This is a genomic window from Arthrobacter sp. U41 (genome assembly GCF_001750145.1).
GTDB lineage: Bacteria > Actinomycetota > Actinomycetes > Actinomycetales > Micrococcaceae > Arthrobacter.
The window spans coordinates 2,990,080-3,014,523 of the sequence record NZ_CP015732.1; the positions used below are offsets into that span (position 1 = coordinate 2,990,080).

21 protein-coding genes and 6 tRNA genes are annotated in these 24,444 nt (G+C 68.6%); 7 read left to right on the forward strand and 20 right to left on the reverse strand.

Going from position 1 to position 24,444, the window contains the following annotated elements:
- Positions 1–3 precede the first annotated feature (3 nt).
- From ASPU41_RS13550 to ASPU41_RS13560, 3 genes are read left to right on the forward strand one after another with little or no spacing between them, the layout of a single operon-like run.
- On the forward strand, positions 4–762 hold the full coding sequence (locus tag ASPU41_RS13550) for an energy-coupling factor transporter transmembrane component T (RefSeq protein WP_069951371.1): 759 nt from the start codon (positions 4–6) through the stop codon (positions 760–762).
- Complete coding sequence (locus ASPU41_RS13555) at positions 759–2,270, forward strand: ABC transporter ATP-binding protein (RefSeq protein WP_069952692.1); 1,512 nt, start codon at positions 759–761, stop codon at positions 2,268–2,270. The genes ASPU41_RS13550 and ASPU41_RS13555 overlap by 4 nt, the downstream gene beginning before the upstream one ends.
- A gap of 56 nt (positions 2,271–2,326) precedes the next feature.
- Positions 2,327–3,289, forward strand: coding sequence for a hypothetical protein (locus tag ASPU41_RS13560; protein WP_069951372.1), 963 nt, complete (start codon positions 2,327–2,329; stop codon positions 3,287–3,289).
- A 137-nt stretch (positions 3,290–3,426) separates the two neighbouring features.
- Here the strand turns inward: ASPU41_RS13560 and ASPU41_RS13565 are convergent, their stop codons facing one another.
- The 10 genes from ASPU41_RS13565 to ASPU41_RS13610 all read right to left on the reverse strand — a co-directional run bounded on the left by ASPU41_RS13565 (position 3,427) and on the right by ASPU41_RS13610 (position 14,942).
- Positions 3,427–5,607: a 3-hydroxyacyl-CoA dehydrogenase NAD-binding domain-containing protein gene (locus ASPU41_RS13565; RefSeq protein ID WP_069951373.1), complete on the reverse strand. Its 2,181-nt coding sequence runs from the start codon at positions 5,605–5,607 to the stop codon at positions 3,427–3,429.
- On the reverse strand, positions 5,604–6,839 hold the full coding sequence (locus ASPU41_RS13570; RefSeq protein WP_197515853.1) for a thiolase family protein: 1,236 nt from the start codon (positions 6,837–6,839) through the stop codon (positions 5,604–5,606). The genes ASPU41_RS13565 and ASPU41_RS13570 overlap by 4 nt, the downstream gene beginning before the upstream one ends.
- Positions 6,840–7,077: 238 nt before the next feature.
- On the reverse strand, positions 7,078–8,472 hold the full coding sequence (locus tag ASPU41_RS13575; RefSeq protein ID WP_069951375.1) for an HRDC domain-containing protein: 1,395 nt from the start codon (positions 8,470–8,472) through the stop codon (positions 7,078–7,080).
- A gap of 86 nt (positions 8,473–8,558) precedes the next feature.
- On the reverse strand, positions 8,559–9,209 hold the full coding sequence (locus ASPU41_RS13580) for a DUF3000 domain-containing protein (RefSeq protein WP_069951376.1): 651 nt from the start codon (positions 9,207–9,209) through the stop codon (positions 8,559–8,561).
- 144 nt (positions 9,210–9,353) lie between these two features.
- Entirely contained in the window at positions 9,354–10,442 is a 1,089-nt protein-coding gene (locus ASPU41_RS13585; RefSeq protein ID WP_069951377.1) for a threonine aldolase family protein, read from the reverse strand.
- Positions 10,443–10,512: 70 nt separating this feature from the next.
- Complete coding sequence (locus ASPU41_RS13590) at positions 10,513–11,286, reverse strand: SDR family oxidoreductase (protein WP_069951378.1); 774 nt, start codon at positions 11,284–11,286, stop codon at positions 10,513–10,515.
- Positions 11,283–12,680 (reverse strand): DUF6421 family protein, encoded by a 1,398-nt coding sequence (locus ASPU41_RS13595; protein WP_069951379.1) that lies wholly within the window; start codon positions 12,678–12,680, stop codon positions 11,283–11,285. The genes ASPU41_RS13590 and ASPU41_RS13595 overlap by 4 nt, the downstream gene beginning before the upstream one ends.
- 265 nt (positions 12,681–12,945) lie before the next feature.
- Positions 12,946–13,461, reverse strand: a complete 516-nt coding sequence (msrB, locus tag ASPU41_RS13600) for a peptide-methionine (R)-S-oxide reductase MsrB (protein ID WP_069951380.1) — start codon at positions 13,459–13,461, stop codon at positions 12,946–12,948.
- Between the two features lie 14 nt (positions 13,462–13,475).
- A complete protein-coding gene (locus tag ASPU41_RS13605; protein WP_069951381.1) occupies positions 13,476–13,964 on the reverse strand; it encodes a hypothetical protein in 489 nt (162 codons plus the stop codon).
- Positions 13,965–13,982: 18 nt separating this feature from the next.
- On the reverse strand, positions 13,983–14,942 hold the full coding sequence (locus tag ASPU41_RS13610) for an IS481 family transposase (protein ID WP_069949745.1): 960 nt from the start codon (positions 14,940–14,942) through the stop codon (positions 13,983–13,985).
- Positions 14,943–15,217: 275 nt separating this feature from the next.
- On the opposite strand from ASPU41_RS13610, the gene ASPU41_RS13615 reads away from it, so the two are divergent.
- The gene (locus ASPU41_RS13615) at positions 15,218–16,576 is read left to right on the forward strand and encodes an alpha/beta hydrolase family protein (protein ID WP_069952693.1); all 1,359 of its coding nucleotides are present in this window, start codon (positions 15,218–15,220) and stop codon (positions 16,574–16,576) included.
- Positions 16,577–16,703: 127 nt separating this feature from the next.
- On the opposite strand, the gene ybaK is transcribed toward ASPU41_RS13615, so the two are convergent.
- From ybaK to ASPU41_RS13630, 3 genes are all read right to left on the reverse strand, one after another.
- The gene (ybaK, locus tag ASPU41_RS13620; RefSeq protein ID WP_069951382.1) at positions 16,704–17,201 is read right to left on the reverse strand and encodes a Cys-tRNA(Pro) deacylase; all 498 of its coding nucleotides are present in this window, start codon (positions 17,199–17,201) and stop codon (positions 16,704–16,706) included.
- A gap of 34 nt (positions 17,202–17,235) precedes the next feature.
- Positions 17,236–17,694, reverse strand: a complete 459-nt coding sequence (locus ASPU41_RS13625) for a SufE family protein (RefSeq protein ID WP_197515652.1) — start codon at positions 17,692–17,694, stop codon at positions 17,236–17,238.
- A 63-nt stretch (positions 17,695–17,757) separates the two neighbouring features.
- Positions 17,758–18,675, reverse strand: coding sequence for a sulfurtransferase (locus tag ASPU41_RS13630; RefSeq protein ID WP_069951384.1), 918 nt, complete (start codon positions 18,673–18,675; stop codon positions 17,758–17,760).
- Positions 18,676–18,904: 229 nt separating this feature from the next.
- Here ASPU41_RS13630 and zapE point away from each other — a divergent pair, with 229 nt between their 5' ends.
- Positions 18,905–19,942, forward strand: a complete 1,038-nt coding sequence (gene zapE / locus ASPU41_RS13635; RefSeq protein ID WP_069951385.1) for a cell division protein ZapE — start codon at positions 18,905–18,907, stop codon at positions 19,940–19,942.
- A 150-nt stretch (positions 19,943–20,092) separates the two neighbouring features.
- On the opposite strand, the gene ASPU41_RS13640 is transcribed toward zapE, so the two are convergent.
- The 6 genes from ASPU41_RS13640 to ASPU41_RS13665 form a co-directional block, all read right to left on the reverse strand.
- Entirely contained in the window at positions 20,093–20,362 is a 270-nt protein-coding gene (locus ASPU41_RS13640) for an antitoxin (protein WP_069951386.1), read from the reverse strand.
- A 172-nt stretch (positions 20,363–20,534) separates the two neighbouring features.
- Positions 20,535–20,609: transfer RNA gene (locus ASPU41_RS13645), tRNA-Val, on the reverse strand.
- A 38-nt stretch (positions 20,610–20,647) separates the two neighbouring features.
- Positions 20,648–20,720: transfer RNA gene (locus ASPU41_RS13650), tRNA-Gly, on the reverse strand.
- A gap of 56 nt (positions 20,721–20,776) precedes the next feature.
- Positions 20,777–20,851 (reverse strand) — tRNA-Val (locus tag ASPU41_RS13655).
- A 39-nt stretch (positions 20,852–20,890) separates the two neighbouring features.
- Positions 20,891–20,961 (reverse strand) — tRNA-Cys (locus tag ASPU41_RS13660).
- A 45-nt stretch (positions 20,962–21,006) separates the two neighbouring features.
- A tRNA-Gly gene (locus tag ASPU41_RS13665) sits at positions 21,007–21,079 on the reverse strand.
- A gap of 316 nt (positions 21,080–21,395) precedes the next feature.
- Between ASPU41_RS13665 and ASPU41_RS13670 the strand changes: the two genes are divergently transcribed.
- Both ASPU41_RS13670 and ASPU41_RS13675 read left to right on the forward strand, forming a co-directional pair.
- Positions 21,396–21,467, forward strand: a tRNA-Val gene (locus ASPU41_RS13670).
- Positions 21,468–21,573: 106 nt separating this feature from the next.
- Positions 21,574–22,422 (forward strand): cytochrome, encoded by an 849-nt coding sequence (locus ASPU41_RS13675; protein ID WP_069951387.1) that lies wholly within the window; start codon positions 21,574–21,576, stop codon positions 22,420–22,422.
- Between the two features lie 158 nt (positions 22,423–22,580).
- On the opposite strand, the gene ASPU41_RS13680 is transcribed toward ASPU41_RS13675, so the two are convergent.
- The gene (locus ASPU41_RS13680; RefSeq protein WP_083266506.1) at positions 22,581–24,281 is read right to left on the reverse strand and encodes an HNH endonuclease signature motif containing protein; all 1,701 of its coding nucleotides are present in this window, start codon (positions 24,279–24,281) and stop codon (positions 22,581–22,583) included.
- Between the last annotated feature and the right edge of the window lie 163 nt (positions 24,282–24,444).

Sequence of the window (24,444 nt, forward strand, 5' to 3'; positions counted from 1 at the left end):
AGAATGCCCTCCGCCCTCCATCCCCTGACGTCGCTGACGGCGGCAGGCTGCACCGCGGTGATCACGACGGCGGCCGGGAACTGGCCGCTGTCCCTCGCGGTCGCCCTCGCCGCAGCCGTGCTGGCCGTGCGCGCCGGCGTCGGCCGCCGCGTGCTGGCCGCCGCAGCGGCGGTCCTGCTTCCCCTGGGGCTGTCCCTGCTGATGCTGCACGGGCTGTTCTTCCCGGAGGGCCGTACCGTCCTGGCGGCCTGGGGACCGGCGCGGGTCACCGCGGAAGGCCTCAACTTCGCCCTGGAGGCAGGCACCCGCACGGGCGCCTGCGTGCTGGTGCTCCTGCTGTTCTCCTTCACCGTGAGCGCCCCCGATCTCGTGGCGGCGCTGGCTGCCCGGGGGCTGCCGCCGCAGTTCGGCTTTGTCCTGGCCGCCGCGCTCACCCTCCTGCCGGCCCTGTCCGGCAGGCTGGAAAGCATCAGGGCGGCGCAGGAGGCCCGCGGGCTGGTGCTCGGCGGCGGGGTGCTGTCCAGGTTCGTCGGGGCACGGCTGCAGATGCTTCCCCTGGTGCTGGGCCTTATCGAGGACTCCGGGAGCCGTGCCCAGGCCCTGGAAGCACGAGGCTTCGGCGGCCCCGGCCCCCGGACCAGCTACCGCGAGGTCGCGGACCCGCCGGTCCAGCGGCGGTTGCGGGCGGTGCTGCTGCTGCTCGCCGCCGCGGCCGTGGCAGTCCGAATCGGGGCCGCCTGGCCGGCTGCGTGGCCCGCATGACCACCGCTGACCCCGCCGCCCGGACCGGCGCCGCCATTGCCGCCCGGATCCGAAGCTTCAGCTTCCACGGCGACACCGCCCCCGCGCTGCACGACGTGGATTTCAGCGCCCGTCCGGGAACTCTCACGGCGGTCCTCGGCGGGTCCGGCAGCGGGAAAACCACCCTGGGCAAACTGCTGGCCGGCTGGCTCCGGCCCGGGCAGGACGGACGGCTCACTGGTACGCTCGCGCTGGCCGGGGAGCTGCTGGACTTCCGCGGCGGCGGGGAGGACCCCCGGATCAATCCCTCCGTCTGGTCAGGCACGGTGGGCTACGTCCCCCAGGATGCGGCGGCCATGCTCTCCACGGTCCGCTCCACCGTCGCCGAGGAACTCGCCTTCGGCCTGGAAAACCGCGGAACCCCGCGGCCCCGGATGCTCCGGGACGTGGCAGGCACCGCGGCACTGACCGGCCTGACATCCCTCCTGGACCGGGACCCGGCCACCCTCTCCGGCGGGGAACTGCGCCGGCTGGCCATCGCCTGCGCCATCATCGCCGGACCCGGTGTGCTGGTCCTGGACGAACCGCTGGCCTCCCTGGACGCTGCGGGTGTCATCCAGGTCCGGGACCTGATCAGCCGGCTCACCGGCGCCGGTACCGCCGTGGTGGTGCTGGGCCAGGCAGCCGACGGCCTCGCACGCTCCGCCGCGCACTGGATCATCCTCGACGGCGGCACCGCCACCGCCAGCGGGACACCCCGGGAGCTGATCCGGTCGGCGGAACTGGCCCGTACCGGCATTGTGCTGCCCGCCCTCACCCACACCGCGCCCGCCGCCCGGGCCGCGGCTCCGGAGCCGGCCGCCGCACCCGTGCTCGAACTGCAGGGCCTCGGTTTCGGCTTCCCCGGAGCCGGCGGAGTTGCCGGGGAGCCGCTGTTGCGGGATCTGCAGCTCACGGTTCGGCCGGGGGAGATTGTGGCCGTCACCGGCCCGAACGGGGCCGGGAAAACAACGCTGCTGCGCCACTTCAACGGGCTGCTCCGTCCGGACACCGGTGCAGTGCGCGTCCAGGGACGGAATACCGCCGGTCTCCCGGCCGGCCGTATCGCCGCCTCGGTCGGGCTGCTGTTCCAGCATCCGCGCGACCAGCTCTTTGAACGGACGGTGCTGCGGGAGGTCAGCTTCGGACTTCGGCGGCTGGCGGGCAGGGACGCCGAGGCCAGGGCACACGGGGCGCTGGCCGCCGTCGGGCTCTCCGATGCCGCAGGTACGCACCCGGCAGAGCTGCCGGCCTCGAAACAGCGGCTGCTCACCCTGGCCACCGTGCTGGCCCGCCGGCCGGCCGTCATCGGGCTGGACGAACCGACGGTCGGGCTGGACCGGCACGGCCTGGAATTCCTGCGCCGCGCCGTCGAGGACTCCGCCGCGCGGGGCGCCGGCGTCGTAATGGTCACCCACGATCCCGGCTACGCCCGGGCCACGGCACATCGCGTCCTGCAGCTTGACGGCGGGAGCCTGCGGGAAACCTGACGGGCACGGGGCTTGTGACCCTACCGGGCCGCCCGCCGGGCCCCGAGCCTTAGGCTATGGACAGCAAAGCAGACACCGCAGCCCGTTCCGGGGTTCCCGCCGTCCTGACAACGTGCTCCTGGATCTGGCTTGTCCTCGGGGCAGCCGGCACCGTCTGGACGCTTCAGGGGCTCCTCCTCGTCCTGGCTTTCAGCGGAATGGTCCCGCCGCAGACCTACCTCCCGGCCCTGGTGCTCTACCTGGCCAGTGCGGCCGTGTTCGTGACCGGCGGCGTGTTCGCCGTGCTCCTGAGGCGGGGCCGCCGGCTGGCCCGCATTGTCCTGTCGGCCTATGCGCTGATCATCCCGGCCCTGTTCATCTTCCGCGGCGGCCCGCCGGTCGGCGAGGTGCCCTGGCCGGCGGTGCTGCTGTCTCCGGTCGGCGCGGCCGGTGCCGCTGCAGTCGCCGTCACGGTGCTCATGTGGCTGCCGGCGGCCAACGCGTATTTCGCCGCCGCCGGTGCGCACAAGAGCGAAACTGCTGCCGCTCCGGAGCTCGCCTCCGACCGCGTGCCAACGGCCGTGACGGCATCGGTCTGGATCCTGGTGGTCGGCGGAGTGCTCGCCGCGCTGCAGGCGGCGCTGGGGCTGCTCCTCCTTGCGGACACCATGGGTTCAGGCGGAAGCACGACCCCGGCCCTGGTCCTCTGGCTGACTCTTGCCTCGGTGGCTGTTGCGGACCTCGCCTGCGCGGGGGCGCTCCGGCGGGGACGGGCCTTCGTCCGGCCCGTCGTCACCGTCATCCCCGTGGCTGGACTGACCCTGCTCGTGCTGGCCACACTCGCCGGACTTTCCTCCGCAGCGGCCGGGAGCCCGGCAGCCACGGGCGGTGTGCTGCCGGCGGTTTTCCTGACGGTCTTCTCCCAGGGGCTGCCGCTGATCGGCGGGCTGGTCCCTGCGGTACTCCTCTGGCTGCCTTCCGCCCGGCGACACTTCCGCCGTGGCGCGGTGGTTCATCCGGCCGGCACCGCAGGACCCTGACACGGCGGCGCCGCCGCCCGCACCGGGTCAGGTGCGGACAGCGGCGCCGTGTGGTCAAAGCCTGGTGGTGAAAGGCCGTGTGGTGAAAGCCGGGTGCCGAAATGCCGGGCGGTGCAGCTTTGGTGCTCAGTCGGTGCTCAGGCGGCCGGAGCGGACGCCACGCCGGGCGCCAGGAACTTCCTGCCGTTGACCCGCTCGGAGGCGCCCACCCGGTCAAGGTACGGGGTGATGCCGCCGAGGAACATCGGCCAGCGCGCTCCGAGGATCATGCAGAGGTCGATGTCCTCCGGTCCTGCCACCATGCCTTCCTCCAGCATGAGCCCGATTTCCTCGGCCAGGGCGTCCTGCGTGCGGCGCAGCACCTCCTCGCCGGTGGAGGGTGTACTGCCGAAGGACATCAGCGCGAGCGTTTCGGCGGGGATGAAAGGCTTGCCGTCCGGTCCCTTGGCCGGCACCCCGTTCTGCATCGCCCAGATCGATTTCACCCCGTTATCGATCAGCTTCTGCAGGTTCCCCGAGACGGTGAAGCGGTCGGGGAACGCCGCGTGCAGGGATTCCTGGACGTGCTGCGCGACCGGCAGCCCCACCATGGCGCCCAGGACAAACGGCGTCATCGGCAGGCCCATCGGCCGCAACGCGCTGTCTGCCACCTCCGCGGGGGTGCCCTCATCGAACGCCGCGGTCACTTCGCCCATCAGGCGCAGCAGGAGGCGGTTGACCACGAACGCGGGGGCGTCCTTGACCAGCACAGCGGACTTCTTGAGTCCCTTGGCGAGCTCGAACGCGGTGGCCAGCACGGCGTCGTCGGTCTTCGGGGCGCGCACAATCTCCAGCAGCGGCATCACGGCGACGGGGTTGAAGAAGTGGAAACCGACCAGGCGCTCCGGGTGCTCCAGGTCTTCGGCCATGGCGGTGACGGACAGCGAGGAGGTGTTCGTGGCGAGGATGCACTCGGGTGAAACGACGGCCTCGACTTCCTTGAAGACCTGCTTTTTGACGTTGAGCTCCTCGAACACCGCCTCGATGACGAAGTCGGCGTCGGAAAAGGCTTCCTTGGACACCGATCCGGTGACCAGCGCCCGGGTGCGGTTGGCGGCATCGGGGCTGATCCGGCCCTTCTGCAGCATCTTGTCGACCTCGGCGTGCACGTAGCCCACGCCCTTGTCCACGCGGGCCTGGTCGATGTCAGTCATCACCACCGGCACCTTGAGCTGGCGGGCGAAAAGCAGGGCGAGCTGGCTGGCCATCAGGCCGGCCCCCACGACGCCGATCCTGGTCACGGGCCGGGCCAGCTTGCGGTCCGGCGCTCCGGCGGGGCGCTTGGACCGGCGCTGCACGAGGTCCAGGAAGGCGTAGACGGTGGAGCGGAACTCGTCGGTCTGCATCAGGTCCGCGAGGGTCTCGCATTCCAGCTCCGCCGACTGGACCTGCGTCAGCGTCCGGTTGGCTTCCATTACCTCGAGGACCTTGGCGGGCGCCGGGGAGGCGTTGGAGGTTTTGTCCTCCACGAAGGACCGGCCGGCGGCGACGGCGGCCGCCCAGCGGGCCGCCACCTCCGGGGCCCCGGGATCGACGGCGTGGGCGCGTTCCGGAACCACGGCGCCCGCGATGACCCGCGCTGCCCAGGCGACGGACTGCTCGACGAAATCTGCCGGTTCGAACATGGCGTCCGCCATGCCCAGCTGGAACGCCTGCGGCCCGGTGAGCGTGCGGTTGTTGCTGAGCGGGTTTTCGATCATCACCTTGACGGCGTTTTCCGGGCCGATCAGCCGGGGCAGGATGTACACCCCGCCCCAGCCCGGGATCAGGCCGATGAACGCTTCGGGCAGGGCCAGCGCGCCGGCGCCGGTGGATACCGTGCGGTAGGTGGACTGCAGCGCGATCTCCAGCCCGCCGCCCAGGGCGAGGCCGTTGACGAAGGCGAAGCTGGGGACGCCCAGGTTTGCCAGGGTGCCGTAGACGTCGTGGCCGAGCTGGGCCATCCAGAGGCCGTGTTCACGGCCGCTGATGGACTTGACCGTGGACAGGTCCGCGCCGGCGACCAGGAAGTGGGGCTTGCCGGTGACGCCCACCCCCACGATCTCGCCGCGGGCGGCGCGCTCCTTGAGCCCTTCCAGGACGGTGCCGAGCTCGATCAGGGTGTTTGGACCCAGGGTCGTGGGCTTGGAGTGGTCCAGGCCGTTATCCAGCGTGACCAGGGCAAAGGTGCCCGGACTCCTGCCGTCAACCGCCGGCAGCTCGATGTCCTGGACGTAGGAGTGGGTGACCGTCTCGTTCGGGAAGAAATCGGCAAGCTTGCGGAAATCAGCGGCGCTCATGCTGCGGCTCCAGTCTCGGTGGTGGTGGTCTGGTCAAGGGCAAGGCCGTAGTCGGCGTGGTGCGGGTTCTCCCAGATCACGGTGGCGCCCATGCCCAGGCCGATGCACATCGTCGTCATGCCGAAGCGGACCGTCGGGTCCTCCTCAAACTGGCGGGCCAGCTGGTTCATCAGCCGCACGCCGGAGGACGCGAGGGGGTGCCCGACGGCGATCGCCCCGCCGTAGCGGTTGACCCGGGGGTCGTCGTCGGCGATGCCGAAATGGTCCAGGAAACTAAGCACCTGCACGGCGAAAGCCTCATTGATTTCAAACAGGCCGATGTCCCCGATGCCCAGGCCGGCGTTCCTGAGGGCTTTTTCGGTGGCCGGAACCGGGCCGATGCCCATCACTTCGGGCTCGACGCCGGCGAAGGCGTAGCTGACCAGGCGCATCTTGACCGGCAGGCCAAGTTCCTCGGCGGCGTCGGCGGAAGCCAGCAGGGCGGCGGTGGCGCCGTCATTGAGCCCGGCGGCGTTCCCGGCCGTGACCCGGCCGTGGGCGCGGAACGGGGTCTTGAGCGCGGCGAGGTCCTCCACCGAGGTGCCCGGGCGCGGCGGCTCATCGACCGTGTTCACGGTCCAGCCCTGGCCCGGCTTCATCGTGGCGACGGGCACCAGGTCCGGCTGGATCTGGTCCCTGGCATAGGCCGCCGCCAGTTTGTCCTGGGAGGCGACGGCGTAGGCGTCCGTGCGGTCCTTGGTGATGGCGGGGAAGCGGTCGTGCAGGTTCTCGGCGGTGTTGCCCATGTTCAGGGCTGCCGGGTCCACGATCCGTTCGGACATAAAGCGCGGGTTGGGGTCCGCGCCGGCGCCCATCGGGTGGTTGCCCATGTGCTCCACGCCGCCGGCGATCACAACGTCGTAGGCGCCGAAGCCGATGCCGCTTGCCGTGGTGGTCACGGCCGTCATGGCGCCGGCGCACATCCGGTCGATCGCAAAGCCCGGCACGGTCCGCGGCAGTCCGGCCAGCAGGGCGGCGGTGCGCCCGATGGTCAGGCCCTGGTCGCCGGTTTGCGTGGTCGCCGCTATGGCGACTTCGTCGATCCGCCCGGCGGGCAGGGACGGGTTGCGGCGCATCAGTTCGCGGATGCATCTGACGACGAGGTCATCGGCGCGCGTTCCGGCGTAGATGCCCTTCTCTCCGGCGCGGCCAAAGGGGGTGCGGACGCCGTCGACGAAGACGACCTCGCGGATGGTGCGGGGACTCGCGCTTCCGGTTTTTCCGCTGCTCGGGTTTCCGCTGCTCGGGTGCTGGCTCACGTGTTACTCCTCATCGAGACGTGGGTGCCGGATCCGTGCCCCGGACTCAAGGAGCCAGGGGCAGCAGGTATCCGGGCGACATCAGACAATATGTTACTCGTCAGTAACATAGCTGGCAAGCAGTCCGGTGGCGCGCCGTTCGATGAAACACCGGGAGCCGGAGCGCGGCCGCCTAGTGCGCCGTGTCCGGCGCTGCCCCGGCAGGTGCGGCTGCAGCTGTGGGGTCAGGTATGGCTGTCGCGGTTTTGGCTTCCTTGGCCGGCAGCGGCTGCGGGTTCAGGAACGCCTCGGCGATCAGCGGCGCGACGAGTTCAATCTGCCACTGGCGGGCCCCAAGGTTCGCCAACTCCTCCGCGATGCCTTCCTCGCTGGGTTCCATCGGCGGGCGCCAGGTAACGCGGCGGAGGTAATCCGGCGTCAGCAGGTTCTCCACCGGCATGTTCAGTTCCTCGGCCTTGGCCTGCAGCAGGGGCCGGGCGGTGGCCAGCCGTGCGGCGGCCTCCGGGTCCCGGTCGGCCCACACGCGCGGCGGCGGGGGAGCGTTGGTGGGCAGGTGCAGGGGAGGGAGCTCCTCAAGAGTCCGGGCGGCGCTGATGCAGCGCAGCCACCGCGGTGCCTCACGCTGGGCCGCGCGGCCGTGGAAGCCTTTGGTGCCGAGCAGTTGCGGCACTGTGGCGGGCATGGCCTTGGCGGCGGCCACGAGGGCGGAGTCGGGGATCAGCCGTCCGGGCGCCACGTCGCGCTTTTGTGCCAGCGAGTCGCGTTCGAGCCACAGTTCGCGGACCGCGGCCAGCTGGCGACGGTCGCGGATCTGGTGCAGCCCGGAGGTCTTGCGCCACGGGTCGACGCGGGGCGGCGCCTGGCCGGCCTCGAGGATGGCGGCGAATTCCTGTTCGGCATAATCGAGCTTGCCGTCGGCCACAAGGAGCTCAATGAGCTCCTCGCGTAGTTCGGTGAGGACCTCGACGTCGAGGGCGGCGTAGCGCAGCCAGGGTTCCGGCAGCGGACGGGTGGACCAGTCGGCCGCTGAGTGTTCCTTCGCGAGGCCAAAGCCCAGGAGCTGTTCGATCACCGCGGCAAGGCCCACCCGGGGAAGCCCGGCGAGGCGGGCGGCGAGTTCGGTGTCAAAGAGCTTGTCCGGCCACATGCCGAGTTCGGCCAGGCAGGGCAGGTCCTGGCTGGCCGCGTGCAGGATCCATTCAACACCGCGCAGGGCGTCGTTGACGATGTCCAGGTTCCCGAAGGGCTCCGGATCGATCAGCCACGTGCCGGAGCCTTCGCGGCGGATCTGGACCAGGAAAGCGCGCTGGCCGTAGCGGAAACCGGAAGCGCGTTCGGCGTCTACCCCCGCGGGGCCGTGGCCTGCGGCGAGGGCCGCGGCGCAGCGTTCCAGGCCGGACTGGGTTTCGATGACGAGAGGCACGCCGTCGCGGGGGGAATCGAGGTCGATAACCTCGGGGACCAGGCTGTCGAAGCCGTCCACCGCGATGTGGGCTGTGGTGTCAGCGGTCTCGGTCGTACTTTGAACGGCGCCGGCCGTGGTGATTTCCGGAATATGAGGGGTCATGATGAGTTCAGTTTACCGACAACACAGTGTTCCAGGCCGCGCCTTGGCCAAAACGAAGCGGATTCCCCCGGCGCCCGGGTCCCATCTCAGGCCTGGCCGCGGCGCCAGCGCGGCAGCGGCGTGACGCCCTCGGGCAGCGGCGGAAGGCCGGCGAAGGTGCAGACCATGTCCGACCAGGCCTCGAGGTGCGAGGTGATGTCCGGGGTGTCCGGCGTCCAGGAGGCCCGGAGTTCAATGTCGATCGAATTGGGCCGGTCCGCGAGGGTTCCGAAGCTTTCGGACAGGACCCGCGTCGCGGTGCCGCCGGCCGAGCGGTAGGGTGCTGCGTGGTTTTCCAGGGCTTCGACGAGCCACGCCCAGGCGACCGAGCCGAGCATTTCGTCGTTGCCCATTTCCGGCTCCAGCTGGGCGCGGATGTAGGTGACGATCCGGAATTCACCCTCCCACACCGCGGAGCCTTCGGGATCGTGCAGCAGGATGAAGCGGCCGGTGGCCAGCTCGACGTCGTCGCTTCCGGACGCACGTGCCAGGGCCGCGGCGGCAGGGCCGTGGACCGCCCTGGCGGGTGACGGTTCGCCTGGGGCGATGACTTCCGCCCCGAGCGCGACGGCGAACGGCGCGAGCCGCGCGGGCGCCGGGATCTCCTCCAGGCGCAGCTCACTGCGGGTTCGTGCCTGACGAAGGGTTCCCAGGGCAAAGAGAAAATCAGCCGGAACCTGATCGAGTGCGTTCACAATGGAAGATTATGCAAGCGGCGAGCCCAAGCCCGGCAGGCTCGCCGCCGCTGCCCGGTCGGGCTGACGCCGGAGACTCCCGGGCCGGAGACCCCCGGGCCGGAGACCCCCGGGCCGGTGCGGGCGGCGGCGGGCCCGCCGCCGGGCTCAGCCGGCAGCGAGTTCGCGCCTGATGGCAGCGATGAAGGAATCAACGTCAGCCTCGGTGGTGTCGAAGGAGCACATCCAGCGGACCTCCCGGGCCGCCTCGTTCCAGTCGTAGAACCGGAAGGACTCGCGCAGCCGGTCCGCCACGCCGGCCGGAAGGACCGCGAACACGCCGTTGGACTCGGTCTTCTGGCTCAGCTCGACGCCGGGGATGGACTCGACGCCGGCGCGCAGCCGGGCCGCCATGGCGTTGGCGTGCGAGGCGGAGCGCAGCCAGAGGTCTCCCTCCAGGAGGGCGATGAACTGGGCGGACATAAACCGCATTTTGGAGGCGAGCTGCATATTCATCTTGCGCAGGTAGATCAGGCCCTGGGCCGCGGCCGGGTTGAGTGCGACGACGACCTCGCCGTAGAGCAGGCCGTTCTTGGTGCCGCCGAAGGAGAGGATGTCCACACCGGCATCGCGGGTGAAATCCCGCAGCGGCACGTTCAGGTGGGCGGCGGCGTTGGCCAGCCGGGCGCCGTCCATGTGCAGCTTCATGCCCTTGGAATGGACATGCTCCGCGATGGCCCGGACCTCCTCGGGGGTGTAGCAGGTGCCGAGCTCGGTGGTCTGGGTGATGGACACGGCCAGCGGCTGGGCGCGGTGCTCATCTCCCCAGCCCCAGGCTTCCCGGTCGATCAGCTCGGGGGTGAGCTTGCCGTCCGCCGTGGGAACCTGGAGCAGCTTGATGCCGCCGATCCGCTCCGGCGCGCCGTTCTCGTCCATGTTGATATGGGCGGTGGAGGCGCAGACCACCGCGCCCCAGCGCGGCAGCAGGGCCTGCAGCGAGAGCACATTGGCGCCGGTGCCGTTGAAGACCGGGAAACATTCGATCCCTTCACCGAAGTGCTGCTCCATCAGCTGCTGCAGCCGGGCGGTGTAGTCGTCCTCGCCGTAGGAGACCTGGTGGCCCCCGTTGGCGGCGGCCAGGGCAGCGAGCACCTCGGGGTGGACGCCCGAGTAGTTGTCCGAGGCGAAGCCGCGGACGGAGGGGTCGTGGAGCCGCACCGCGGTGCTGGCAGGGGCAGTTTCAACTGTGCTTGTCATCGATTTGCTCACGCTTTCAGTCTAAGGAGGTCCGGGCCGAAGTTCAGTGCCGGGGGCGCAGGGCCCGGCTTCAGTTTCCGGGTCCGGGGCCCAGCAGCTGCCGCCGGCCATTGAGTTCGGCCGCGGGGGAGCTGAAAAGCGCGACGGCGGCTGCGGCCAATTCCTCCACATCGGTGAATCCGGGGAAAGTGCGGTCCGGGGCCTTGGCCCGCATGGCCGCGTCCGCAAGGGCCTTCACCACAAAGATCACCGCGGCGCTGTGCTGGTCCACGGGGTCCTGCTTGCGGCCCGACTGATCCCGGTGGAAGCCGTCCGCGACGGCCAGGGTCCAGGCTTCGGCGGCGGCCTTCGCGGCCACATAGCTGGCTCCGCCCGCCGTCGGCCTGGCCACGGCGGTGGAGGAGACCATGGCGAAGCGCCCGGTATCCGAGGCTGCCAAGTCGTCGTAGAAGACCCGGGTGACGTTCCGCAGCGTGGTGATCGCGCCGCGTTCCAGGAACTCCCAGTCCTCGTCGCTCTGGTCCGTGATGCCCTTGGCGCCGCGCCAGCCGCCGACCAGGTGGATGACGCCGTCCACGGCAGTGCCCGACCCGGCAAGGCCTGCTCCGGCAAGCCGTGAGTGGACGGCGGCGTGTAGCGACCGGACGTCGGCCAGGCTGGCGAGGTCGCAGACCAGCGGAATGACGCCGCTGCCGGCTTCCGCGGCGGCCGCCTCGATCCGGGGCCCGTCGGAGCCGACCGTGAAGACCTGGTGCCCGGCGTTGTGCAGGGCGCGGGCGGCGGCGATCCCCGAAGGGCCGCTGCCGCCCGTGACCAGCACGTTCAGGGTGCGTCCGGAGCTCATCCGGCGTTCATGGCCGTGGTCACGGAGCCCGTATCCGACATGCCGGTGATGCCGGCGGTGGATTCGATCACGGGGCGCATCTTCTTTTCGAGGGCCTCGTAGAACATGGACAGCGGGAATTCGTCGTCGAGCACCTGGTCGGTGAGGCCGCGCGGCGGGCCGGACAGCGGCAGCGCGCCCGGTCCCTTTGCCCAGACGGACGCCGGGTTGGGTGTGACAGTGCCGGAGATCAGCTCGTACGCGGCCAGCCAGTGGGCCATCTTCGGGCGGTCGATCGAGCGCCAGTAGAGTTCCTCGATTTTGGCGCCGAGTTCAACCACGACGTCGGCGACTTCGTCCCAGTCGATGCTGAGCTTGCTGTCGGTCCAGTGCAGGACATGGTGCTGGTGCATCCAGGCGAAGAGCAACTGGCCGCCGAGGCCGTCGTAGTTGCGGACGCGGCTGCCGGTGATGGCGAACCGGAAGATCCGGTCAAAGATGACGGCGTACTGCACCAGCTTGGCGTGCCGGCGTGCCTCGGGATCGGCTTCCTCAGCCTTTTCGATCTTCACGGATTCGCGGAAGGCGGTCAGGTCGCAACGGAGTTCCTCGAGGGAATAGAGGAAGTACGGCATGCGCTGCTTGATCATGAACGGGTCGAAGGGCAGGTCGCCGCGCATGTGGGTGCGGTCGTGGATGAGGTCCCACATGACGAAGGTTTCCTGCGTCAGCTCCTGGTCCTCGAGCAGGGCCGCGGCGTCCTCGGGGAGCTGCAGTGAGGTGATGTCCGCGGCGGCCCGCAGCACACGGCGGAAGCGTGCTGCCTCGCGGTCGGCGAAGATGGCGCCCCAGGTGAAAGTGGGGGTCTCGCGGACGGCGACGGTTTCCGGGAACAGCACCGCGGAATTGGTGTCGTAGCCGGGGGTGAAGTCGAGGAAACGGATCGGGACGAAGAGCTTGTTGGAGTATTCGCCCTCCTCGAGACCGGCGATGAACTCGGGCCAGATGGCTTCGATCAGCACCGCCTCGACGAGGCGGTTGCTGCTGCCGTTCTGCGTGTACATCGGGAAAACCACAAGGTGCCGCAGGCCGTTCACCCGGTGCTGCTGCGGCTGGAACGCCTGCAGGGAGTCGAGGAAATCGGGCACGCCGAAGCCGCCGTCGGCCCAGCGGCCGAAGTCGGCGACCAGCAACTCGAGGTAGCCGGCGTCATGCGGGAAGGCCGGGGCCAGGGCGCCAATCGACTCCGTGATGGTCCGGACATAGCCGGCGGCGGCCTCGTGGTTGGCGGTCTCCGGGACGGAGCCGTCGTGGACCTGGAGTGCCTGGAGTGCGGTGGCGGCAGCCTTGAGCTGCAACCACTCCGGGGAGCTGGCGGAGATCGGGGCAGTGGTGGTGATAGCGGTGGTAGTCATCGTCAGCGGGCGCCTTTCTGTTGGCTGGGAGCGTCGCTCTTCAGCTTCTATGCCGAGCGTAGCAAGCAAACAGGATTCCTAATGCAAAACCAAGCCGAGCATAAGAAACTCTGTGGCAAGTGGCGTGCCCGGCCCGTCCCAGCTCCAGCAGGGGCGCGGCTTCCGCCCGCGACGGGCAGGGCCGACGGCACGGAACAGGCCCCCGCCCTGCGCCGCAGCAGCGGAGCGAGACGGGGGCCTGGCAGTGGTCGGCCCGGATTCCGGACTATTCGGCGGCGTCGTCCGCCGAGACCAGCTTCAAGGAGACTGAATTGATGCAATAACGCTGGTCGGTCGGGGTCCCGTAGCCTTCGCCCTCGAACACATGGCCAAGGTGGGAATCACAGTTGCCGCAGCGGACTTCGACGCGTTCCATGCCCAGGGTGCGGTCGTGGATGTACTTGACGTTGCCCTCCGCAAGCGGGGCCCAGAAGGAAGGCCAGCCGCAGTGCGAATCGAACTTCTCCTTGCTGGTGAAGAGCTCGGTGCCGCACGCGCGGCACTGGTAGACCCCCTCGGTGTGGGTGTCCCAGTATTCGCCGGTATATGGCCGCTCGGTCCCGGCCTCGCGCAGCACCCGGTACTCCTCCGGCGTCAGTTCCTGGCGCCACTGCTCGTCGGACTTTTCAGCGGGCGGGTTGGCAACCCCTCCGGCGACGCTCCCGGCAGCGGAGCCGGCCGCATTTTCGGCGGCGGGGGCCGCGACGGGCGTGACTTTGGTCCTGTTACTAAAGATGCTCATAGCCTCAATAACGCTCAGGAGTCCCCGATAAATCCCGATCCGGCGTACAGATGCAGGACCGGCAGGCCCAGCTTGTCCTGCGCCTTGGTGGCCCAGTCGGTGTGGAACGTATCCGCGACGGCGTGCGGGCGGGTGATCACCACGGCCTGCCCGGCGCCGACTTCCTTGACCCTGGCGACCATTGCGTCCACTGGCTTGCCCTCGACGATTTCGCCGGTGACGCCGCCGCCGAGTCCGGCCAGCGCCGCGAGCGAGACAGCCAGGGTCTCGGCGGCTTCGGCGCGCTCCCCGGTGGGGTCGGGGTGGGCCGTCAGTTCACGGAAGGCCTTGGAGATTTCCAGCAGGGACAAGTTCTCCAGGAAATCCACCAGGAGGTGCCGTTCCGTGCTGGCCGGAACCAGGACCACGAGCGGCGCATCACCCCCGGCGATCAGGGTTTCGATGTTGACGCGGTCGTCCGCGCCGAGGGGCTCTTCTGTCAAAATGACGATTGGATCACTCATGCCCCCAGCCTAGCTGTATTACCCACTGAGGTTAGTGACGCGGCTTGCTGGTGGCTGACCCTTGAGTGAGGTGTGGCCTCGATGATGATTGTAGTCATGGAGCCAGGCCGGGAAAGCGGCAACGCGCTCGGCCTCTGAGGTGTAGGGGCGGGCGTAGGCCCATTCCTCGAGCATGGTGCGGTTGAAGCGCTCGACTTTGCCGTTGGTCTGGGGGCGGTAGGGCCGGGTTCGTTTGTGCGTGATGTCCGGGCCCAGGGCGTCTTTGAAGGCGTGGGAGCGGTAGCAGGAGCCGTTGTCTGTCAGGACGCGCTTCACGGTGATGCCGGCGGCGTTGAAGGCCTCGTTGGCGCGTTCCCAGAAGCCGGCGGCGGTCTCTTTCTTCTCGTCTTCGAGGATCTCGGTGTAGGCGAAGCGGGAGTGGTCATCCACGGCGTTGTGCAGGTAGGCGTAGCCGGGGCGCCGGTTCGCTTCGGTTCCGGTCTTGTTCCTCTTGCCCGCTGCCCTGTCCATGACGCGGTGCCCGCCGCCGTCGGGGATGCGTCCGAGTTTCTTGATGTCGACGTGGATCATGTCGCCGGGCTTCTCGTGCTCGTAGCGGCGGATCACCCGGCCCGTGGCACGGTCCAGCCAGGACAGTTTCGCCAGCCCGAACCGGGACAGGACCTTGTGCACGGTGGATGGGTGGATGCCCAGCAGATACCCGATCCGGGCCGGCCCCCACCGCCGGTTCACGCGCAGGGCGATGATCCGCCGCTCCCGCCGCTGCGGGGTCCGCGAGGGACACCTCAGTGGGCGGCTGGAGCGGTCCTCCATCCCGTCCTCGCCGTGTTCACGGTAACGGCCGGCCCAGCGTGCCGCTGTCGGCACGGACACCTGGAACCGCTCCGCAGCCCGACGCAACGGCCACCCGTCATCGACGACGCACTTGGCCAGCTGCAGCCGTCCCCGGGGAGCGAGAAAAGCATTAGGGTGGGACATGAAGACCTCCGTTTGTGGAACTGGACTCTAGACAAGCCCACTCCACCCGGAGGTCTTCTTTTTGTCACCTAACCACGCCGCCTGTCACCAACGTCCGTGGTTAATACACCTAGCCGTGCACCGGTGCGCCCGCACGGATTGGGGCGCCGGGTACCCGCCGGTCGCGGTTGAATGTTCTGACCGGCGGTGCTGCAGCGCCCGGCGTCCATCAGCAGGAACCGCCGCCGGTGGTCGCGGATGCCACGGTGGGCGGGGAGTTCAGTAAGAATGGTGCCATGGCTTCCTCCCCACGCCTCCTGCCGGCCCCGCAGCGGATCTCCACCGCCCGTGGACAGTACGCCCGCGCCGTCGCGGCCTCCGCGACCGGCGTTTCGCCCTCCGCGACGGAAGTTTCGGTCAGGGGCAGCGCCAAGTGGGCCCTTGGCGGGATCATCGGCGGCAGCGCCGCCGCCGGACTGCTGGCCGCCGGCTCCTCCGCCCTCGCCCTCTATTTCGCCCGCCGCGTGATCACTCCCGCCCGGATCAAGGAGGAGGACCAGGAAGTTCTCGCAGTGATCCGGGGCGGGCACGGGCTCCAGCTCATCCTCGCGGCCACTCCCGAGACCACCGTGGAGGGCGTCTACGGCTTCTTCTTCGACGGCGGCCGGGGGCACGCCCGGATCGGCCGGATCGTGTCCTATTCGCCGGGGGAGCGCACGGTGCAGCGCGAAGTCGAGGCTGTCTACAGCGGCGACCTCAGCACGGCGCGCCGCGGCTACTGGAGCGGGGCCGCGCACCCGGATCCGGCCGGCATCGGCCTGCCGTCGGAGGACGTGGACATCGACGTCGACGGCGGGACGGCGCCGGCGTGGCTGGTCCGGGCCCCGCAGGAGTCCGGCATCTGGGCGATCATGGTGCACGGCCGCGGCGCGAGCCGGCAGGAATGCCTGCGGGCGGTCCGGACCGCCCGGGAACTGGGCATGTCCAGCCTGTTGATCTCCTACCGCAATGACGGCCTGGCGCCCTCGGCGCAGGACGGCCGCTACGGACTCGGCTCCACCGAATGGCGCGACGTCGAGGCAGCCATCGGCTTTGCCCTCGAACAGGGCGCCAGCGAAGTAGTACTTTTCGGCTGGTCCATGGGCGGGGCCATCTGTCTCCAGACCGCCGACTTGTCCCGCTACCACCCCCTGATCCGGGCGATGGTGCTGGACGCGCCCGTCATCAACTGGGTGAACGTGCTGGCCCACCACGCCGAGCTCAACCGGATACCCTCGGCGGTGGGACGCTACGGGCAGCTGATGATGAGCCACAGACTGGGCCGGCGGCTGACCGGCCTCGCCGCGCCTGTGGACCTCAAAGCGATGGACTGGGTTTCCCGGGCGGTGGAACTGCGGACGCCGACGCTGATCATCCACAGTGTGGACGACGAATACGTTCCCTATGGCCCGTCCGCTGCCCTGGCCGAGAAGAACCCCGAGATGGTCACCTTCGAGACGTTCGACAGTGCCCGGCACACCAAGGAATGGAACGTGGATCCGGAGCACTGGGAGCGGCTGGTCACGGCCTGGCTCGGGCAGCAGCTCGCTCCCCGCCCGAATCCGGGCCAGCCGAGTCCGGAGCAGCCAAGTCTGGAACAGCCAAGTCTGGAATAGCCAAGTCTGGAATAGCCGGACCCGGAGCATTCGGACCCTGAACGGCCGGACACTGAGCAGCCGACCCGGAGCGGCCGAACCCGGAACAGCCCCATGCGGGGTAGTCGGGCCCGGGGCGGAGCCCGGATCAGTTCCTGCGGGTGCCGATTTGCGCCGTGCGTGCCCCGGTGAGTCGGATCAGTTCGGCCGGGCTCAACTCGATGTCCAGGCCGCGCCGCCCCCCTGAAACCAGGATCGTGTCCAGGTCCAGCGCGCTGGCATCCAGAACCGTGGGGGAGGGCTGCCGCTGGCCCAGCGGAGAAATGCCGCCCAGCACATAGCCGGTGCGGCGCTCCGCCGCGGCCGGGTCCGCCATCACAGCCTTCTTGCCGCCCAGCGCGGCCGCCATCGCCTTGAGGTCCAGGTTCCCGCTCACGGGCACCACGCCGACGGCAAGGCGGCCGTCGACGTCGACCATCAGGGTCTTGAACACCCGGGCCGGATCGACTCCAAGCACCTCCGCGGCTTCCAGCCCGTAGCTGGCTGCACCCGGGTCATGGCTGTAGGGATGGGCGAGGAAAGGAACCCCGGCTGCCGCCAGTGCTGCGGTGGCCGGGGTTCCCTGCGACGCCTGTTTGCGTGCCATTCTGTTCGGATATCCGGGTGGGTCCGGTCCGTGGTCAGGACTGCTGCGGGAGGGCAGCAACCTTGCGTTTGATCCGGCCCAGCATCGCTGTCATCCCGCGCATCCGCAGCGGGGTGATGGCCCGGGTAAGGCCCAGCAGCTCAGGCATGTCGTCCGGGACGGCGAGGATCTCTGCCGGGCTCAGCCCGTCGAGGCCCTCATGCAGCACACTGGCGAACCCGCGGGTGGTGGGGGCTTCGGGCGGCGCCTTGAAGAAAAGCCGCACGCTGCCGACCGCGCCACCGTCGGACGGTTCCGTTTCGATGGTCAGGAAGAGCGGCGACTGGCACTCGACCACCTGCTCCATCAGCTCCGGGTGGTCCTTGAGCCGGTCCGGGAGTTCGGGCAGCTCGCGGGAGAACTCAAGCAGCAGCTGGAGCCGTTCCGGTTCGGTTACGGCCTGGAAGTCGTCAACAATTTCCGCAAGTGCGGCGGGGAGGGCAGAAGTATTCATCCCTTCCAGCTTACGCACGCGCGGCAATTGTGTCCCGGTCGCTGCCCGTCGACGCGGGGGACGCTACCGGGCGGCCGGGACCGCGCCGCGTTCTGTGCCCTTGACGATCGGGGCGCGGACGGCGTTGCCCCATTCGGTCCAGGAACCGTCATAGTTGCGGACGGAGTCGAAGCCCAGCAGGTACTTGAGCGCGAACCAGGTGTGGCTGGAACGCTCGCCGATGCGGCAGTACGCCACGACGTCGTCGCCCGCCTTCAGTCCGGCCTCGCCCAGGTACAGCGTCTCCAGTTCGGGGCGGGTCCGGTACGTGCCGTCCTCGGCAGCCGCCCGGGCCCAGGGGATCGAGGCCGCGGTGGGGATGTGGCCGCCGCGCAGGGCGCCTTCCTCGGGATAGGCGGGCATGTGCGTGCGCTGGCCGGTGTACTCCTCGGTGGAGCGGACATCAATGAGCGGATTGCCGAAGTGCGCCATGACGTCTTCCTTGAAGGCGCGGATCGGCGCGTCGTTGCGTTCAATTACGGGGTATTCGCCCGGGGTGGTGACGGGTTTGTCCGTGGTGAGGGCGCGGCTTTCGGCGATCCATTTATCCCGGCCGCCGTCGAGCAGCCGGACGTCCTCGTGCCCGAAGAGCTCGAAGACCCAGAGGGCGTAGGCGGCCCACCAGTTGGATTTGTCGCCGTAGATGACGACTGTGCTGTCGCGGGAGATCCCCTTGGCCGCGGCCAGGGCGGCGAACTTTGCGCCGTCGACGTAGTCGCGGGTGACCTCGTCATTCAGGTCCGTGTGCCAGTCGATCTTCACGGCGCCCGGGATGTGGCCGACCTCGTAGAGCAGCACGTCCTCGTCGGACTCCACCACCACGAGCTTGCCGTCCTGGAGGGCGCCGGAGTCGATTGCGGCGGCCAGCCATTCGGTGGACACGAGCCGCTCGGGGTGGGCGTAGGCGGCGAACTTCTCATTCTGCTCAACGGGGTAGGGCATGGTGATGGCCTTTCACTGAAACGGTCAGGGACCGGGCCATGGAAGGGTCAAACGCGGCGCCGGGCCTTCATTAACACTAGCCACGCCCCGCCGGGTTTGCTCTACCGGGTCCATACTCTGAAATATGGTCTTCGTCACGTGATGTCCCCCCGTCCCACGTTGCCACACGAGCTGTCCGTGCATTGCCGGTATTCTGTCTGGGGACAAGAGACCAGCAGAACGGACCACCTTGGTACAGATCGAACAGCTCGCCGCCCGCACCCCGGCAGTTTCAGTGGATGAAATCCTCAACGGTTTCTATCCATCGCCGCGCTTCGGTGAGGTTTCGTTTTCCAGCTACCGGCCGGATCCGTCCCAGCCCAGCCAGGCAAACGCCGTCGGGGCACTGGAAGGTTTCGCGGCAAACGTCGGGGCCCGCGACGGCGACGGGCTCTTCAAGCGCCTCTTCGGCAAGAAGGACACCTCCCGGGCCGGGATCTACCTCGACGGCGGCTTCGGCGTCGGCAAGACCCACCTCCTGGCCTCGCTGTGGCACGCGGCGCCCGGGCCCAAGGCCTTCGGCACCTTCGTTGAGTACACCAACCTGGTCGGGGCACTGTCCTTCCGCAAGACCGTCGAGGCCCTGAGCCACTACAAGCTGGTCTGCATCGACGAATTCGAGCTGGATGATCCGGGCGACACCGTCCTGATGTCCCGGCTCATGCGTGAACTGGCCGACGCCGGCGTCAAGCTCGCGGCCACCTCGAACACCCTGCCGGGGTCCCTGGGCGACGGCCGGTTTGCCGCCGTCGACTTTGCCCGCGAAATCCAGGTGCTGGCGGACCAGTTCGACGTCGTCCGGATCGACGGCGAGGACTTCCGCCACCGCGGTCTGCCGGCCGCGCCGCTGCCGCTGCCGAACGATCAGTTGACGCACCACATGCAGAATGAATTCCACGGCAAGACGGTGGCACGCGATGAGTTCAGCACGCTGATCAACCACCTGGCTGGCGTCCACCCGAGCCGTTACCGCCAGATGCTGGACGGGATCGAAGGCGTGGTCTGGAAGAACGTCCACACCATCACCGAACAGGCTGTCGCGCTGCGCTTCGTGGTGCTCGCGGACCGGCTGTACGACAAGGACGTGCCGATCCTGGCCAGCGGCGTGCCCTTTGACCAGCTCTTCACCGAGGAAATGATGACCGGCGGGTACATGAAGAAGTACTTCCGCGCCGTCTCGCGGCTCACCGCCCTGGCCCGCGAGGGCCAGAACCACGAGCCCTCCTAGCGTTTAGAGCAACGCGGGGTCAGCTACAGCCCATCCTGATGCACCGGATGGGCCGTAGCTGACCCCGCGTTGCTTGTTTAAGCGCCGTTAAACGCCGGAGGTGCCGGCGCCGCCTCTCGGCGGGACCGGCACCTCGCTGACGTATCTGGGTCAGAGGCCTGGCTGGCGGGGTTCCCCGGCTACGGGGGGCTCACCGGCGACGGGAGGCTGGTCGGTGACCGGGGCCGTGTTCGGCCGGTCGTTCGCCTTGTCCACGAAGTCGGAAGCGCCCCGCTGCGCGGCATCAATCTTGTCGGCGTGCTTTCCGCCGGTCTTGGAGTCGACGAAATCGCCGGCCTTCTTGATGCCGTCCTTGATGGCTTTTTCGTTGCCACCAATAATGTGCTGAGCCTTGCCCTTTAGATCGTCAAGTAAACCCACGGGCACCTCCCTTCAGTCGCGGAGCCAGATCGCTCCTTGCGTTTTCTACCCTAGCCGGAGGTGATGGAGGTGCCAAGGGTGTCCGCCCACAGGGTAAAAGGCGCCGGGTCAGGTGCACAGGGCAGAAGGACCTGTAGGGCACAAAAAAAGCAGCTCCGGGGAGCTGCTCGTGTGGTGGGCGATACTGGGATCGAACCAGTGACCTCTTCCGTGTCAGGGAAGCGCGCTACCGCTGCGCCAATCGCCCGCAACCGGAAGGATCCGGAGTGGAGTTGTAATGAAGAGAGCGGACGACGAGATTCGAACTCGCGACATCCACCTTGGCAAGGTGGTGCTCTACCAGCTGAGCTACGTCCGCATTTTAGTCCATGCCGGCGGGGCCGGTGGTACTGCATCAAGCAAGTCGCCTTGCTTTGGTGGGCGATACTGGGATCGAACCAGTGACCTCTTCCGTGTCAGGGAAGCGCGCTACCGCTGCGCCAATCGCCCCTTGCATCCGACCTAAACCGGAAACCAGGGTTTTCACCGAGGTGGGTACGGGATTCGAACCCGTGTATACGGCTTTGCAGGCCGCTGCCTCGCCTCTCGGCCAACCCACCGTGTAAGTACGGTTCCGAAGAACCCTACCGTGACAGTGTCCTGCGAGCGGACGACGAGATTCGAACTCGCGACATCCACCTTGGCAAGGTGGTGCTCTACCAGCTGAGCTACGTCCGCAATATTGTCTGCAATTCCCCGCCGCAATCGGCATTTCCTCGCGTTCCAACGAGTAAGAACTCTATAGGAGGTTCAGGGAACTTACAAATCGAGATGGCGGGGCCGGACGCCAAGGCCGCTACATCCTTGATATCTAGACATTCTTGCTAATTACAGCGCTGTAATTAGGCGCGGTTTCCAGGCGGCATCCAGATGCTCCCCGTGGCCCACCCGGGTTGATCGGTGCCTCCGCCGACGACGCATTCGAGGACAAAGTGGGAGGGTGACGCTCCGATTTCTAAATTCCGCCGGGGTGGGCTAGCATTCAATGGCATTGGGGCGATTGGCGCAGTGGTAGCGCGCTTCGTTCACACCGAAGAGGTCACTGGTTCGAACCCAGTATCGCCCACCCAAGAAATGGTCCGTTCCGCTCACCGAGCGGGGCGGACCATTGTTGTTAGTGCAGTGGGGCCGCTGTTTGCCCCACTGTCAGAGCCCCGTGAAAGAGTCTTGCCATGACCGCCCCACTTCTTGCCCACGCCACGGACTATGGCCGGATGTATGCCCGCTCCACCTCGGAGCAGTTCTCCGTGCCGTCCATCACCACGGTGATCGGCCAGCAGCCGCACGGCCTGGACGGCTGGTTTGGGTACATGGGCGCCAATAGCCTTGCCCAGGATCCGACCCTGCCCGGCATTCTCGGCAGCCCGGCCAAAGTGCGCCAGGCAGTGAGCCGCGCGGCGAAGGCGGCGGAGACTTACCGGGACGACGCAGCCAAGCGCGGGGACCGGGTACACAACTACTGCGAGCAGGTTGCCTTGCGTGCCCTGGGCCGCCCGCACCAGATGAAGGAAACGCGCGAAGCCCTCGCCGCCAACGGCGAGGAAGGGTTTGCGGCCCGCTTCGACGAGTGGTGGGAACTCTTTCAGGTGGAGCCGATCGCCCCGGAAATTACCGTCTGGAACAAGACCGTCGGCTACGCCGGCACGCTGGACCTTGTGGCCAAGATCAATGGCCGGACCTGCCTCATCGACTACAAGACCAAGGGCACCAGCCGCGACGGCACCGTCAAACCGCTGGACGACAAAGTGGTCATGCAGCTCGTGGCCGGCATGAAGGCCGAGGAAAGCCTCGTGGACCCGGTTGCAGGGGAGTGGGAAGCCTGGCAGCACGGCGAATCCCCGATCCTGCTGGCGGTGGCGATCGGCGAGACCGAAGTCCGTCCGCTGCGCGCCAACCCGGACGTCCTGAAGCACCACTGGTGGAAGTTCTGCGCCCTGCGGCGCGTCTGGGAGATGTCCGCCGACACTACAGCTGCCGGAACGGCGCTGCTCCCGCTGGCACCGCCGCCTACTACCCGGTAGTTCCAACTCGGCCGACGCCAACGCCGCGCACTCCGGCTGGTGGCGGCGTCGGCCAATATTCGTGCCGGTGACGGCATCGGCCAATAGCTGCGCTGTCCTGCAGGGTCCCCGATTGCGGCGTCACTGACCACCGCAGTCCTGCCGCCGAGCTGGACCCGTCAGGCTGCGGGGCCGAGGGCTGAGGGGCGGAAATAGGAGTTGCGCCTGGGTTTTTGGCGTGGGTCCAGGTGGGGTGGCGGGATGAACCACGGAACGCCGTTTTGCAGCTGGATGGTCCAGTGTTCTTTGTGGATCACGTGGTGGTGGTGGGAGCAGAGAAGAACGCCTTTCTCGGTGCCGGTCGTGCCGCCGCGGGACCAGTAGTCGATATGGTGCGCTTCGCACCAGGGCGCCGGGATGGTGCAGCCGGGGAACGCGCAGCCCAGGTCACGGGCGGTGAGCGCTTTGCGGATGTGCGGCGGGAAGACCCGTGAGGCGCGGCCGATGTCCAGGATCCGCCCTTCGCTGCCGAGGAGGATGGGGATGATGTCCGCGTCGCAGGCGATCTTCCGGACCGTGGAGGCGGTGACGGGTCCGGTGAAGAGCAAGTTTCCGGTGTGCTCCATCGGGTCACCGGGGGCGGCGGCGCCGTCGACGGTGGCGAGGCGGGCGAGCAGGTCGCGGTAGTCGATGGTGACCATGACCTGCGGGCGCAGTCCTCCGGCGGCGGGCAGGGTTCCGGCGGCGAGGGCGACCTTGGCGGCGCTGACGAGGCCGTCGAGGTGTTTCTGCGGGCGTGAGCGGAGATCGAGCGGGATGTCGGCGCTGTCCTGGCCGCCCTCGGCCCAGGGGACCCGGCCTGCGGTGGAGGAGGTGGCGGTTCCGGCGGCCGTGAACCCGGCGGCGGCGCGGGGGTTGGTGGCGGTGTTCATGACGGTCATGAGGTGTTCGAACTGTTCGGCGGTCGCGAAGATTTCGAGGTGCTGGAGTCCGTGGCGGGGTTTGCGGATGAAGGCGCCCTGGAGCTGGCGCAGGAGTTCTTCGGAGGGCTCGGCGCCGTCCTGGTCCAGCGCGTCGGTCCAGCTCCGGGCGACGCGGGTCAGGAAGTCCGGGTCGTTCTCGGCGGCGGTGCGGGTCAGGGCGTGCTCCATCCGGTCGGCGGCCTCGGCGTCGCAGACGTGCCGGACCCGGTCCAGCGCGAGGGTGATGATCGTCGCGGAGCGGGACGGGACCTCCCCGGTGGCGACGGCGGCACTGAGTTCCCCGTGCACCGGCGGCAGGCGTTCGCCGGTGAATCCTTGGCGCGGCAACAGACTCCCGGCGAGTGCGAGCCGGCGGCGGGCTTCGGCGGCGCTGATCCGCAACCGCGCCCGGAGGAATTCCGTGGTGTTCCGGTACCCGTCATCCACGGCTTCAGCAACAGCAACAGCAACCGTCGGGCCGTCAGCGGCGGCCGGGGCGTCCACAGCTCCCGCCGCGGCCTCGGCCACGCTGTCCAATCCGGCAGTCCCAGCCCCGGCCTCCGTGAACGTGCCGGGGCCGGTGTTTTCCCGCCAGCCGGTGGTCCATGAGGTGCCCGCCCTCGTGGCGGAAGCCGCGGCCCGCTGCCGGGTCCGGTCCACGGCCCCGGCCGCCACGAGCTGCAGATATTCCATGACCCGAGAGAGCTCCTCCACCGTGCCGGCGAAATCCGAGGCGGCCTGGAACCCAAGCAGCGCCGCGTCCCCGACCGCCGTCAACCCCACTTCCCGGAGGATGGCGAGGGCCTCGTTCACACCGTCCATACCGGGCTGTCCGGCCCGGGGGGTACCGCGGTCGGTGCTGTGTTCAGCGTCCCGGTCCGTGTCCTCGGAAGCAATGAAATCCCTGACGGTTTCCATGAAACAAAATTTACCGCGGAGCTATGACATTCTTGGGAAGACCGGAAAGGGGCAGCAGTTCTGTGGGCGACCTCTTCCTGGCACCCTGCTGTGTCAAGCCCACAGCGTCCACCCACGCCCACCCGCCCCAGCCGTGGCATCCAGCCCAGCCCTCCGCAGTCTT